At 67.6% G+C, this 13,241-nt stretch carries 11 protein-coding genes; 3 read left to right on the top strand and 8 right to left on the bottom strand.

Features of this window, described 5'->3' with window-relative positions; all coding sequences use genetic code 11:
* Positions 1-179: 179 nt before the first annotated feature.
* Complete coding sequence (locus tag Psi01_RS33490; RefSeq protein WP_204068150.1) at positions 180-3,203, top strand: AfsR/SARP family transcriptional regulator; 3,024 nt, start codon at positions 180-182, stop codon at positions 3,201-3,203.
* Positions 3,204-3,509: 306 nt separating this feature from the next.
* On the opposite strand, the gene Psi01_RS33485 is transcribed toward Psi01_RS33490, so the two are convergent.
* From Psi01_RS33485 to Psi01_RS33470, 4 genes are all read right to left on the bottom strand, one after another.
* Positions 3,510-4,025 (bottom strand): DUF6461 domain-containing protein, encoded by a 516-nt coding sequence (locus Psi01_RS33485; protein ID WP_204068149.1) that lies wholly within the window; start codon positions 4,023-4,025, stop codon positions 3,510-3,512.
* A 182-nt stretch (positions 4,026-4,207) separates the two neighbouring features.
* Positions 4,208-4,543: a helix-turn-helix domain-containing protein gene (locus tag Psi01_RS33480; RefSeq protein WP_204068148.1), complete on the bottom strand. Its 336-nt coding sequence runs from the start codon at positions 4,541-4,543 to the stop codon at positions 4,208-4,210.
* Positions 4,543-4,911, bottom strand: a complete 369-nt coding sequence (locus Psi01_RS33475; protein WP_204068147.1) for a type II toxin-antitoxin system RelE/ParE family toxin — start codon at positions 4,909-4,911, stop codon at positions 4,543-4,545. The genes Psi01_RS33480 and Psi01_RS33475 overlap by 1 nt, the downstream gene beginning before the upstream one ends.
* Before the next feature lie 260 nt (positions 4,912-5,171).
* Positions 5,172-6,287 (bottom strand): trypsin-like serine peptidase, encoded by a 1,116-nt coding sequence (locus Psi01_RS33470; protein ID WP_204068146.1) that lies wholly within the window; start codon positions 6,285-6,287, stop codon positions 5,172-5,174.
* Between the two features lie 534 nt (positions 6,288-6,821).
* Between Psi01_RS33470 and Psi01_RS33465 the strand changes: the two genes are divergently transcribed.
* Positions 6,822-7,709 carry a hypothetical protein gene (locus Psi01_RS33465; RefSeq protein WP_204068145.1) on the top strand — a complete coding sequence of 296 codons (888 nt, stop codon included), beginning with the start codon at positions 6,822-6,824 and terminating at the stop codon, positions 7,707-7,709.
* Between the two features lie 130 nt (positions 7,710-7,839).
* Here the strand turns inward: Psi01_RS33465 and Psi01_RS33460 are convergent, their stop codons facing one another.
* The gene (locus tag Psi01_RS33460; protein ID WP_204068144.1) at positions 7,840-9,993 is read right to left on the bottom strand and encodes an FG-GAP-like repeat-containing protein; all 2,154 of its coding nucleotides are present in this window, start codon (positions 9,991-9,993) and stop codon (positions 7,840-7,842) included.
* 184 nt (positions 9,994-10,177) lie between these two features.
* On the opposite strand from Psi01_RS33460, the gene Psi01_RS33455 reads away from it, so the two are divergent.
* Positions 10,178-11,134: a zinc-binding dehydrogenase gene (locus Psi01_RS33455; RefSeq protein ID WP_204068143.1), complete on the top strand. Its 957-nt coding sequence runs from the start codon at positions 10,178-10,180 to the stop codon at positions 11,132-11,134.
* A gap of 255 nt (positions 11,135-11,389) precedes the next feature.
* Here the strand turns inward: Psi01_RS33455 and Psi01_RS33450 are convergent, their stop codons facing one another.
* The 3 genes from Psi01_RS33450 to Psi01_RS33440 all read right to left on the bottom strand — a co-directional run bounded on the left by Psi01_RS33450 (position 11,390) and on the right by Psi01_RS33440 (position 13,169).
* Positions 11,390-12,121, bottom strand: a complete 732-nt coding sequence (locus Psi01_RS33450) for a PadR family transcriptional regulator (protein ID WP_204068142.1) — start codon at positions 12,119-12,121, stop codon at positions 11,390-11,392.
* The gene (locus tag Psi01_RS33445; RefSeq protein ID WP_204068141.1) at positions 12,118-12,915 is read right to left on the bottom strand and encodes a DUF4097 family beta strand repeat-containing protein; all 798 of its coding nucleotides are present in this window, start codon (positions 12,913-12,915) and stop codon (positions 12,118-12,120) included. The genes Psi01_RS33450 and Psi01_RS33445 overlap by 4 nt, the downstream gene beginning before the upstream one ends.
* Before the next feature lie 77 nt (positions 12,916-12,992).
* Positions 12,993-13,169, bottom strand: coding sequence for a DUF6104 family protein (locus tag Psi01_RS33440; RefSeq protein WP_203876969.1), 177 nt, complete (start codon positions 13,167-13,169; stop codon positions 12,993-12,995).
* Between the last annotated feature and the right edge of the window lie 72 nt (positions 13,170-13,241).

The following is a 13,241-nucleotide window of genomic DNA, read 5'->3' as shown; positions in this document are numbered from 1 at the left end:
GCAAGGATTCCCGACGGTGCTGTTGATCTTGTCGGATATAATGTCTCGATCTTGTTTTTGGGGTTTCCTTCGCGCGTTTCGCCGAGTCAAAGTGCAGGTCAGCGCCTGCAGAGCGGTAAACATGCGACAGGTAGCCGGAAGACGCCGCAGCGTGACGGTGACGGTTCGCAGGAGTTTTTGTGGAGTTTCGTGTTCTCGGACCGGTAGACATATGCCATGACGGACGTTCGATCGCGGTCGTGGGGCCGAAACAGCGAACGCTTCTGGCGCTCCTCGTTCTTCAGGCCAATCGGGTGGTATCCCACGATCGGGTGCTGACGGCGCTGTGGGGAGGGAAAGTCCCCGCCACCGGCCGGAGGTTGATCCACAATCATCTGTGGTCCTTGCGACGGCTGCTCGCCGACCCGCAGGCGCTGGTGAGCTCCTCCACGGGATACTCGCTGAAGCTACAGCCAGGCGCTTCCGACCTGGACGTCTTCCTCGCCGAAACGGCCCGGGCACGATCGGTCCTGGACGCCGGAAACCCCTTGGAGGCCTCCAACCGGTTTCGCGAGGCACTGTCGCTGTGGCGTGGGCCCGCCCTCGGCGGTACGCAACCTGAATTCCAGACGGCGGAAGGGGCGCCCCTGGAAGAATTGCGTCTGTCCGCTCTCATGCAACGCATCGAGGCGGATCTCGCACTGGGACGTCATGCCGAATCAATCGGAGAATTGCGTCTGCTGGTCACCGGGCATCCGCTGAACGAAGGGCTGCGCGGGCAGTTGATGCGGGTACTCCACAAAGCGGGCCGGACGGCTGAGGCTCTGGATGAATTCAGGGCGATACGGCTGCTGCTGCGCGATGATCTGGGTCTGGATCCCGGAGAGGAACTCGTCCGGATTCATCAGGTGATCCTTTCGGGGGAATCCACTCCTGAAACCGTCGCCGCAGAGCAGCCGTCGACCGGATACGTCACTCCCGTTCCCCGGCAGCTGCCTGCTGACATTTCCCGCTTCACCGGTCGGGCCGAGAGCCTGCGCCGGCTCGACCTGCTTCTTTCCACGGGCAGGGAGACCACCGCCGTCGTGACCTCCGCCATCGCGGGCACCGCGGGAGTGGGCAAGACGGCCTTGGCGACACACTGGGGCCACCGTGTGGCGGCTCGGTTTCCGGACGGACAGCTTTATATCGATCTCCGGGGCTACTCTTCGGGGAGGCCGACCACCGGAGCTCAGGCGCTGAGTCACCTTCTTCGCGCGCTCGGGGTCGCCAGTGACGAGATCCCCCACGACATCGATGAGCGTGCCGCTCTCTACCGTTCCCTCCTGGCCGGCAGGCGGTTGCTCATCGTCCTGGACAATGCTGCGGCCTCAGACCAGGTCCGCCTTCTGCTGCCGGGATCCACTCCTTCGAGAGTCGTCATCACGAGTCGGGATTCCTTGCGCGGGCTCTCCGTCACTCACGATGTCCAGAGGATCACTCTCGACGTATTGCCCGCCGAGGAGGCGCTGGCGTTGCTCACGGCGCTTCTCGGAACCGAGAGGGTCGCGAACGAGAGCTCCGCAGTTGCTGAACTGGCCCGGTTATGCGGGTATCTGCCGCTTGCGCTCCGGCTTGCCGCCGCGCAGCTCGCCAGCCGGCCGACGCTGCGGATCGCTGACTTCGCGGCGAGACTGGAACGCGAGAACCAGTTGAGCGTGCTGGAGCTTGAGGAGGATCCACACATCGGGGTCCGCTCCGCGCTGGAACTTTCTTACCGGAGTCTTTCAGGGACGGCACAGCGGACGTTCCGTCTGCTGGGACTGCAACCGGGGCCGAGCATCGGCCTTGAGGCGGTGGCCGTGCTCACCGGCATGACCAACGAGGAAGCATGCGCAGCCGTCGACACCTTGTTCAACGCTCATCTTCTCCAGCTCTCCAGTGACCGGAGAGTAACGATGCACGACCTCGTGCGTGTCTACGCTCGAGAGCGGGCGGAGACGGGCGACACGGAGGCCGACCGGGCCGGCGCTCTGACCAGGATGTTCGACTGGTACGAGAGCACCGTTTACAAGGCTGCGCTTCATGTGGAGAGAAGCGATGTCGAATTCATGACGCTCACCCCACTCGACGGCACTCCGGACTTCGACGACTTCGACGGGGCCGTGGAATGGCTGGAAGCCGAGCAGCGAACGCTCGTTGCCATGATCGTTTATGCCGCTGAGGAGGGTTGGCATGTTTACGCGTGGCGCCTCGCTCACCGGCTGAGAAAGTTCTTCTATATCAGGGAGCATTTCGACGACTGGTTGATGACGTCCGAGATAGCCCTGCACTCGGCCAGGCTTGTCGGTGACCGGGAAGCCGAGGCTCACATCTTGAACGATCGCGGCTTCGCGATGATGTTCACCGGCCGGTACGACGAGAATGTGAGGTATCAGCAGGAGGCTCTCGAGATATGGCGCAGCATCGGGGAAACTTATGCCGAAGCTAGGTGCCTCCGTATGTTGAGTTACGGGCTGCAGCTGGCAGGAAGACTCGGTGAGGCGGCTGGGGCGGGAGAACAGAGCATCGCGCTCTACCGCGAGCTCGATCGGCCTGTCGGTGAGAACGCAGCCATGGACGCGATCGCGCTCATCTACATGAGGCTGGGACGCCTCGACGAAGCGCTGGATCTGCTTCTGAAGTGCCAGCGTTTCTGGGAGGGGCAGGGAAGGAAACACGATGCGGCGTACGGCCTGCTCCAGATCGCTGTGGTTCGCATGAAGGTGGGCGAACCCGAAGTCGCGCTGAATCTGCTTGAGCAAGCCCTTCGCCTGGCCCGGGAACTGCAGAGCCCGCGCATCGAGGCGGACGTTTTCAGCAACATCGGCATGGCTTTGCGGTACCAGGAACGCTATCCCGAGGCCATGGACCACCACGAGAAGGCGCTCGCCCTGGTGAAGAAGCTGCGGAGCAGGCAGTTGGAGAGCGAGGTGCTGAACGAACTGGCCGCCACCTGCCTGGCGAGCGGAGACGTGCACGCCGCGCTCGGGCACTATCGGGAGGCCTTGACCTGTGCAGATGAAGCCAACGAGGTCTACCAGCAGGGATTCGCGAACAGCGGTCTCGGCCAGGCGCTGCACCGTCTCGGTCGGATCGATGAGGCCGTGTCGCACTGGAAGGTCGCGCTCGACATCTTTACCTCCACAGGCGTTCCGGAGGCCGAAGATGTCGGCCGGTGGATATATGAGGCAGAGCAGAGCTAGTCCGATCATGGCCGGAGAGGCGATACGGCACCCGGAAAGGTTCAGCGCGCCTCGCCGGCCGGTGAACGGCTCGGCGGTGATTTGATCCTTCAGTCCTCATGTACGGCATGCGGCAGCCGTTCGACGAGGTGTGACATCACAGCGCGCCGGGTGAGCCGTTTCCGCCCACCCGTGGAGCGCGTGCTCCGGCCGGGCGTCTGTCGCCCACCCCGCCCTACCTGTCCAGGGCACTCGGCGACCAGAGGACCGGCGACCAAGCGAAATGCGGACTGCGGATCACGCCGGTCCGCTCCGGCCGGTGGCGGATCAGTAGTGTTCGAGGACGGCGTGGGCGGCGACGACGTCGCTGGAGGCGTCCGGCCGTACGCCGGTGATGCGCTCGGCCAGCTTCATCGCGGCGGCGAGACCGCCTTCGGCCTCGTGCCCGACCAGGCCGAGCTCCTTCCGGTCGGCCAGGTAGTCCTGGGGGAGCTCGTCCTCGTCATCGGGGAACAGCGGGTCGAAGGACAGGATCTCGCGGCCGTTGGCGTAGTGGACGAAGGAGGAGACCCTGTTCACGTTGACGAAGACGCTGGCGGTGACCGTCCCGGCCGACAGAGGGCGCAGCACCTCGTCCAGGGTGCCGGCGAAGCCGTTCTCCTCGCTCAGGATGGTGCCGCCCCCGGCCGGGCGGGCGCAGACGAGGCCCTCGTCGATCTCGCCTTCTTCGTCGTCTCCGTCGAACACCTCGACACCCAGCCGGGCCAGCGCCTCGTGCGGGGTGAGGTCACGTACGAAGGTGGCGCAGAAGGCCATGTCGTCGAGCCAGTCGTAGTCACTCATGGAAGTCCTGCTCTCTGCGGGGACGGATCGCAGGAAGCCTGGCACGCGGGTCCGACGAAAATCGCACACCACCTGGGGAAGCGGTTCGGCATCCCTACGACAGCGGTCCGCAGACATGTCACCGACCAGGGGCGGGATGCGTCAGCCGTGATGTCACAGGCCGTACTGGTGTGGAGCCGTGCTTACGCGGCGTGCGTGTCGGCACCGCGCAGAATGTACGAGTCGTCGCCGAACACGGCGGCCACCTGGATGTGTCCGCCCAGCGCCTGTACATAACGAGCAATGGCATCGATGGTGGACACCTCGCCACGTTCGATCTGCGACACGCGGCTCTTGGTGACGCCCATGCGCTCGGCCAGTTCAGTCTGGGTGAGACCGCGTTCCCTGCGACGTTCGGCCAGCCGGTAGCCGTCGATGTAGGCCTGGTTGCGCTGCTTGGCGGCGGCAACGGCCTCCTCGCCGCCCGAACGCTCAACAAGATCAGCGCGAATATCCGACCACTTCGGGAAGTCTGTCATCAGCTCGTCTCCTCGGCCTCTCGTTCTTTCAGGTATGTCCTGTATAGCTCCTCAGCATGAGGTATGGCCTGGCGGTACCACCCTGACCAATCACCGGACTTATCGCCACCGACCAGCAGGATGGCTGAACGCCATGGATCGAACACGAACAAGATTCGGAGTTCGGAACGGCCGGCCGAGCCGGGGCGTAGTTCCTTGAGGTTATGGATCTCCGATCCTTCGACCTTGTCGACGAGCGGACGCCCCAGGGCGGGGCCGATCTCAGCTAGTCGGTCGATGACGTCGATGACCTGCACCCTAGAACGATCTTCCAAGTCGTGGATCCACTGCCGAAACTCATTGGTGACGCGGATCTCCCACTCTTCCACTCAACGGAGTGTAGCAAATCCTTTACTTGAGTGGCATGGATCTCATGATGGGGCCGCTGCGCATGTTTGTTCAGGAGTCACTCGAGGAGCTCTTCTCCGGCTTCTATGTCGATCGACTCTTCACCCATTGAACGCGGAAGGCCGTACGGCCTGGCCGGGGGCATGGGCGGGGGCCCGGTCCTCGGTGGACCGGGCCCCCTGGGCGGGGCGCCGACCGAATGGCCTGACAGCCGGCGATTCCCTACTGCCTGTGCATGTTCCTACTTGGTCCAGCGGTTGGCTGCGACCTTGTACACCTTGTAGGTGTCGCTGTTGAAGTACGGCGAGGAGATCCTGTCGTAGCGGTCGTTCTTGTCGGTGTCCCAGGCGACGCTGTTGACGCCGTTGAGGTAGCCGGTGCGCGAGGAGTTCTTGTACTTCAGCAGCCAGGGGCCGCCGCTGGCGCCGGCGGTGAAGGCGCACTTGAAGCCGACGTGCTCCTGGATGTTGTAGCGCGGGGCGGCCGGCATGGCGCCGGTCGTGCCGTAGCACCACTTCATGGTGCGGCCGGTGTACGGCTTGTCGCCGTCGGGGTGGGGGCCGGCCGGGTAACCGAAGGAGAAGACCTTCTGCTTCAGCTTCTGGTTCCAGGCGAAGCCCTGCCCGCCGACGTTGTCACCGAGCCGGCCGACGTTCTTGAAGACGGGCTTCCACTTGCCGTCCTTGTCCTTCTCCCAGGTCACCTTGAAGCCGGAGTGGACGTTGACGAACGCGTAGTCGAAGTCGTAGTCCTCCTTCACGACGAAGTCGTCGTGGGCGTTGAACCACTTGGCCGCGTAGATGCCGTAGGGGTTCTTGCCGTTCCAGACCTGGTCGCCGTCCCAGTAGGAGGGGATGAAGACCCAGTTGTCGTAGAACTGGTTGGTCTTGACGTCGTAGACGCAGTGGGCCGAGGTGGCCACGACGTTGCGGTATTTGCCCTGCACGGAGCTGCCGGAGCAGTACTTCCAGCTCTTCGGGTCCATCGGGTTGGACTTGGGCAGGGTGAAGAAGACCCGGCCGACCGTGTTGGGCAGGTTGACCTGCTTGCTCTTGGGAGACTTGCCGCCTTCCTGGCCGATCGGCGGGACCGATCCCGGCTTGCCGTCGGGGCCGGCGGCCGTGGAGGCCTTGCCGCCCTTGACGCTCAGGTCGATGTCGCCGGTCGCGTCGGTGGCCTTGCGCATCCGCTCCGGCGACCAGAAGGAGGTGGCCTCGGCGGGCGTCTCCGAGGCGGTCGAGGTGACCACGTCGGGCGGTGCGGCGGCGCTCGCGCCGCCGCCGGTGGCGCCGATCACTCCGGCGACCATGAGGAGGCCGGTGAGGGGGATCGTGAGGCGCCGTGCTCGGGAATTCAATGGAGCTCCTTTCGTCCTCGGCGCCGGGCGGGACTTCCCGTCGCCAGGAAAACGATCGGAACGCTACTGAATGGATCATGCATTCGGCCAGGAAACGACGTGAAAAAGTCTGGGACGGTTCCCTTCGATGCCGTCCCGTTATTGAAATAACCGCTGGTTATTATTTAACGAATAAGTATCCCCGCAGCTCACCCGGGTTGTACGGCGTGCTGTGAGGCACCTGGGGCAACATGGGTAACAATCGCTAACAATGGTTTCTCGGGTATCCCGGGAAACTCTGGACGATGGGGCGGCCCGGTGTTTCCGCCGGACGACCGCATGGGCGGCGGCCCTTTAAAGATCAATGGGATGCCGACATTTTCCGGCCGTCTCCGTCCGTCGCCGGATTCGCCTCACCGTCCGGCGTGCCGTACGCGACTGTCGCGGTTCCGTGGCCGACCGATCCGAATTCGTGACCGGTGGGGCATGGATACTCCGGCCGGGAAGACCCCAAGATGGGCCAAAGCCCAACTTCCGTGTGAGGCGGCCGGGGACGTGGTCAGCGGTCGGTACGACATCATCGAGGCGGAGGAGCCGAAGGGGCCCCGGCGCTGGATCGGGGCCGTGGTGCTGGCCGCGCTCGTGGCCATTCCTGTGGTCAGCATGCTGACCAGCAGGCAGCCCGCGGTGACCACGCCGTTCCCGACCTCGGTGCCCGTTCCGTCGGCGTCGCTGGGCGAGCAGGTGCCCAACGTCCTGCATCCCCCCGTACGGCGCCGCGACGGCTGGGAGACCGTGCGCGCGGTCTTCCCCGACGGCGGCAAGGCCGAGCTCCGCTATCCCGCCGAGCTGCGGATCGCCCAGCTGGGCGTGCGACCGGCCCAGGGCGGCTGGCTGGAGGGCTACTTCGGCCTGTTCCGCTGGCTGACCACGCCCGGCGGCGGGGCGGCCGAGCTGTCCGGGAGGCGCCCGATGATCCGGGAGATGGGGGACAACGTGACCCTGTGGCCCGCCAGGAACCCGGACGACGGGCAGGTCATGGTGTTCGACTTCGCGCCCTGGTCGCTGGCGCTCCAGGACGGCCGGGAGGGCATGACCTTCGAGCAGCGCATGCTCTGGGCCGAGAACCTGAAGGGCAAGGTCACCAAGGACGGCTATCTGGTGCTCGCCCCCCGGCTCCCGGTCCGGCTGGCCGCGCCCGGCCAGATCTTCGGCAAGGAGCTGGTCGGGCCGCAGCTGTGGTTCGGCGGCGCCCGGGAGACGCTGATCGTGCTCGCCCCGATCCCCGGCTGCGACATCACGTCGATCGAGCTTCCCATGATCGAGCAACGCCGCCGGTTCTCCGCGGAGATGTGCCAGAACGGGTTCTACGTCGCGGCCTCCGGCTCCCGGGGGAGCGTGGAGCAGATCATGGCCGGCCTGCGGGTCGCCCCGGCGAAGTGACCGCCCGCCTTACCCGTGCCGCGCCCGGTGAGCCGCCGCCTGCCGTACCCGCGATGCGCCTGCCGTACCCGCGATGCGCCTGCCGTACCTGCGATGCGCCCGGTGGGCCGGCGGTCTGCCCGCCGCCTGATCAGAAGGTGAGACTGATCTGGACCCGCCGGTTCGCGGCGCGGCCGGCGGCGGTGCGGTTGGAGGCCTTCGGACGGCTCTCTCCCCAGGAGGTGACGACGGGCTCGGCCTTCGTCCCCGCGGTCAGGACCTGGCACACCGCTGCCGCCCACCGGGCGGCGAGCTTGCGGTTGGCGCTTGCGCTGCCGGTGTCGTCGGTGTAGCCGTCACAGCGCACCTGCTTCACCTCGCCCAGAGACCGTCGCACCTGCGCGAGGTACCGCTTGCCGGCGGCGTCGATCGTCGTGGCCCCGGAGCCGAAGTAGACCGGGCGCAGCGCGATCGGCGGTGTGGACGGCAGCAGCCGGGTGGTCGCCGTCGCCGTCACGCTCTGTTCGGCTCCCAGGGGGCGGACGCTCACCTGGGCACGGGCGGTGATCCCGCCCAGCCGGTTGGCCAGGGACCTGCCGGTCGCGTTCAGGGTGAGATCGACCGTCGTCGTCTTCGCGGCGTCCTGGGCGTCCAGAACGCTGCGGCCCTGCCCCAGGGGCAGCGCCCTGCTGTCGGCGCTGTACAGGGTGACGGCGCACTCGGTGAGCAGACCGGTGTTCACCTGGCACGGCACCCGCACCTGTCCGCTGCCGCCGACGGCGACCTTCGACGCCAACGGCACCGAGGGCTGGGGCGCGCTCGATGACTGGGGCGCGCTCGATGACTGGGGCGTGCTCGTGGGCGTGGGTGCGCTCGACGGTGCGGGCGTGCTCGTGGGTGTGGGCGTGGGTGACGGCTGGGGTACGGCGGTGACGGTGGGGGTGTAGGACGCCGTCGCCTGCTGCCCGTAGGCGTCGCCGACCCGGTAGGTCACCGGGGTGGCCGTGCCGCTGAACTCCGGTACGGGGGTGAAGGTGATCACACCGGTGGCCGGGGCGAGGGTGTAGGTGCCCTGGCCGTCGACGCCGACCGTCTCCTGCACGGAGCCGGCGCCGTCCAGCAGCACGACCGATCCGCCGTCCGGGACGGCGACCGTCACCGTCTGGGGCACGGGACCGTCTCCCGCGGAGGTCACCGGCGAGGCCGTCAGCGCGGGGGCGGGGGTGCAGTCGTTCAGCACCACCGCCACCTCACCCGCGGTGGGCTTGGCCGCCACCAGGTCGATTCTGCCGTCGCCGTCGAAGTCACCGGAGAGCGCGCTACCGACCACGCCCACCGCGGTGTGGTAGCCCCGGCGGTCGAACCCGCCGCGGCCGTCGCCGAGCAGAGTGAAGGTCCGGCCGGTGTAGCGGTCCACCGAGGCCAGGTCGGTTTTGCCGTCACCATTGAAGTCGGCCAGGGTCGGATGCCCGTAGTACAGGCCCGACTCGATCATCCCGGCCGAGGTGAAGCTGCCATCACCCCTGCCGAGCTGCACCTTCATCGTGATTTCGTTGTAGTCGCCGAATCCCAGGTCGGTTTTGCCGTCGCCGTTGAAGTCACCGGTGCTCACCCACGGATCACCCTGCCACAGAATGTCGTCGCTGTAGTCCAGCGAAAGGGGTGCGGCCGCCTGATGGAAGGTGCCATCGCCCGTACCACGCAGCACTCGCATGGTGCGGCTGGGAGAGGACGTCACCAGGTCGAGATCACGGTCGCCGTCGAAGTGGCCGACCGCCAGCCCTCGGGGCGCCTCGGGGAGGATGTAGCGCTCATAGGGCAGGAACCGGCCGGTGCCCTTGCCGTTGCGGGACATCCCGATGAGAACGGAGACGCTGTTGCCGTCGTCGCTGGTGATCGCCAGGTCGGTGATCGTGTCACCGTTGAAGTCGGCGGTGGCGATGTCCGAGGGGGAGCGGTCGACAGTGATGTGGTTGGACCAGGACAGGGCACCGTTGGAGTCGGCCACCATCATCATGATGATGCGGCTGGAAGCATTGGCGGCGAGCACGTCCTGGCGGCCGTCGGTGTTGACATCGCCCACCGTCCACGACTGATAGGCGATTCCCATGGGCTCGGATGTGCTCACCGCCACCGTGTACACATCGGCGCCGGCGAAACCGGCTCCCGTGCACAGGGTGGGGGCGGCGTGCGCCGGGGCGGGGGTGCTCACCAGTGTGCCGGAGGCCAGCGCGAACAGGGCCAGCAGCGACACCGCGCGCCGGCGCAGGGGGCGTCCGGCGGACTTCGAGGGGGACGGGTTCACAACAGGCTCCTCCGTGAGCGATGTCATCGAATGGCCGATCAAGCCGAACCTCGACGACCTTCGTGCTCATCGGCGGGCGTGCGGCTCTTCTGAGGGGTTCACGGGCCGGGGTGATCGCGACTCCGAGGGGTTCGCCTGCCGGGGCGGTAGCGGCGGGCGGGCGGGGCAGGCGTAGGGTGCGGCCATGTTCGCCGTAACCGCAACGCAGACCGATCCCGACAACCCTCTGGCCGGGCTGACCCTCGGGGAGCACCCGGAGCCCAAGGTGCCGGACGGCTGGACCACCGTCACGGTCAGGGCCGCCGCGCTCAACCACCACGACCTGTGGACCCTCAAGGGCGTCGGCATCCGCCAGGACCGGCTCCCCATCGTGCTCGGCTGCGACGCCGCCGGGCTCGACGAGGACGGCAACGAGGTCATCGTGCACTCGGTGATCGGCACCGGGGCCGACGAGACGCTCGACCCGAAGCGGTCCCTGCTGTCGGAGACGCACGACGGCACCTTCGCCGAGCGGGTGGCCGTGCCCCGGCGCAATCTCGTGCCTAAGCCCGCCGCGCTGAGCTTCGAGGAGGCGGCCTGCCTGCCCACCGCCTGGCTGACGGCCTACCGCATGCTGTTCGAGAAGTCCGGGCTGGAGCCCGGCTCGACCGTGCTGGTGCAGGGGGCCGGCGGCGGGGTGGCCACCGCGCTGATCGCGCTGGGCCGGGCCGGCGGCTACCGGGTCTGGGCCACCAGCCGGTCGGAGGCCAAGCGGTCCCGGGCGCTGGAGCTCGGCGCCGACCAGGTCTTCGAGCCCGGCGCACGGCTGCCCGAGCGGGTGGACGCGGTGATGGAGACCGTCGGCCAGGCGACCTGGGACCACTCGCTGAAGTCGCTGCGCCCCGGCGGCCGGATCGTGGTCTCCGGCGCGACCAGCGGGGCGGTTCCCCCCGCCGACCTCAACCGCGTCTTCTTCCTGCAGCTGTCGGTGGTCGGCTCGACCATGGGGACCCGGGACCAGCTGGGCAGGCTCGCCCGCTTCCTGGAGCAGACCGGCCTGCGCCCGGTGATCGACCGGACGCTCCCACTGGCCGAGGCCCGCGAGGGGTTCTCGGCCATGCACGAGGGCGACGTCTTCGGAAAGATCGTTTTCACACTGTGACGGTGCTCCGCTCCCGGGGATCCGGGGCCGGCGGGTCGTACTCCCGCCGGTCCGGGTCCCCGGGCGCGCCCGGCTCGCGTGCGCGGACCACGGGCGCGTCCCGCTCGGACATGAGGAGCACGGGTGCCTCCGGCTCCGGCCCGAGGAGCACGGGTGCCTCCGGCTCCGGTGTACGGACGAGGGGTACGGCCGGCCCGGGCGTGCGGGACAGGGGTCCCGGGCGGAGGAGGGGCGGACGCTGGCCGTACAGGGCGATCATCGCAGGGCTTCCCTGATCCGGCGGGCGGCGTCGTAGAGCGCGTCCTGGGCGGTGGCGAGGGTCTCCTCGGTCACCTGTCCGCCCGCCGCGTCCGTGCGCACCTCCTCGACGAACTCGGCCAGCATCTGCCCGAGCCGCGCGTCGCCCTCGGGGGACCAGTCGCCGGTGAAGCCCTCGGCCCAGATGCGCTTCCACTCCTGCTTCCAGCGGCCGGTGCCCTGCTTCCACTCGGCCTGGTGCCGCTTCCGGTCGGCCTTGTGCTCGCGCCAGGCCTCGCGCTGCTCCTGCTTGGCCCGCCGGAAGGCCTCCCTGGTCTCGCGCTCGTCGTGCTTGGCGCCCTGGCGCACCTCCCTGGCCATCTGGGTGAGCTCCTCGCGCAGCGACTTGACCGTGTCGCGCACGTCCTCCTTGACCTCGCGGGCGATGTCGCGGACGGAGTCGGAGATCTCCTGCTCCAGGTCGGCCAGCTCGTCCATCCGCGCGTTCAGCTCCGCGCGGCCCCGGTCGGTGAGGGTGAAGACCTTCTTGCCGTCGACGACCTCGTGGGTGACCAGGCCCTCCTCCTCCAGCCGGGCCAGGCGCGGGTAGATCGTGCCGGGCGAGGGCGAGTAGACGCCCAGGAAGCGGTCCTGCAGCAGCCGGATGACCTCGTAACCGTGGCGCGGGCTCTCTTCCAGCAGCTTCAGGAGGTACAGGCGGAGGCGTCCGTGGCCGAAAACCGGGCTCATGCCGGTTCTCCTCTCAGAAGCGTGACGTCGGCTGAGATGGTGGTGGCCGACAGCGAGGCCATGCCGCCGCCGATCCGGCCGGAGATCGTCTTCATCCCCGGCTGGCTGCCGATGGACAGTTCGGGGAAGGCCGAGCCGACCCTTCCCGAGGTGGAGCGGATGGTCACGTCGCTCTCCACCGTGTGCGGGAGCCGTACCACGATCTCGCCCGAGACGCTGTTCAGCGTGACGTGACCGGTCGGCGGCAGCTCCAGGTCGGCGGTGATCCGGCCGGAGACGGTGGAGGCCTTCAGCCGGCGGGGCGTGCCCTTGGCCACGGTCAGCTCGCCCGAGACGCTCTTGAAGGACAGGTCGCCGACCAGGCCGCGGCTCTCCACGTCACCGGAGACGGTGTCGGCCTGGATCTCGCCGCTGACCCCGTCGAGCACGACCTCCCCGGAGACGCTCTTGACCGAGGTGCTGCCCTCGAACCCGGCGACGACGGCCGAAGCGGAGACCACCCCGGCGCTGACCGGGCAGTCCTTCGGGACGGTCAGCGTGAGCGTGGTACGGCGCCGCCCGGCGCGCAGCCAGCCGAGCAGGCCGTCCCAGGTCAGGTCCTTGTAGGCGACGGTGAGCGTGCCGTCGTCCTCGTGGGTCACCACGAGCGGCGGTTCGCTGATGTCGGTCACCTCCAGGGTCGCCGGGCCGTCACTGGCCAGCACCGCCAGCCTGCCCGCCACCACCCGCACGTTCAGCCTGCTCACCCCGTCGAAGACAAGCTGCTCGGGTTTGTCGATGGTCCATTGACGCATGTCATGACCTCCTCTGAGAACACGATATGTCGCGTCGTCGGGAAGGTCAAGATATATCGCGTTCTAGGTGTGAACGATCACTCGTCCTCGTCGTCGAGACGCGCCAGCCAGGTGGCCAGGCGCTCCACCGGCGTCTCGAAGTCGGGGTTCAGGTCGACGAACTCGCGCAGGCGCTCGGCCAGCCACGCGATGGTGACCTCCTCCTCGCCCCTGCGGGTGACGAGCTCCTCGATGCCCCGATCGGTGAAGTACATCGTTCTCCTTACTCCTCATGCCTTATGACGAGGAAGTCCCCCACAGATGTTCCTGTGGGGGACTTCCGGGGT

This window comes from Paraplanobispora siamensis (assembly GCF_016863175.1).
Taxonomy (GTDB): domain Bacteria; phylum Actinomycetota; class Actinomycetes; order Streptosporangiales; family Streptosporangiaceae; genus Planobispora; species Planobispora siamensis.
The sequence above is the reverse complement of the archived record's forward strand: the minus strand, read 5'-3'. Positions and strand labels throughout refer to the sequence as shown.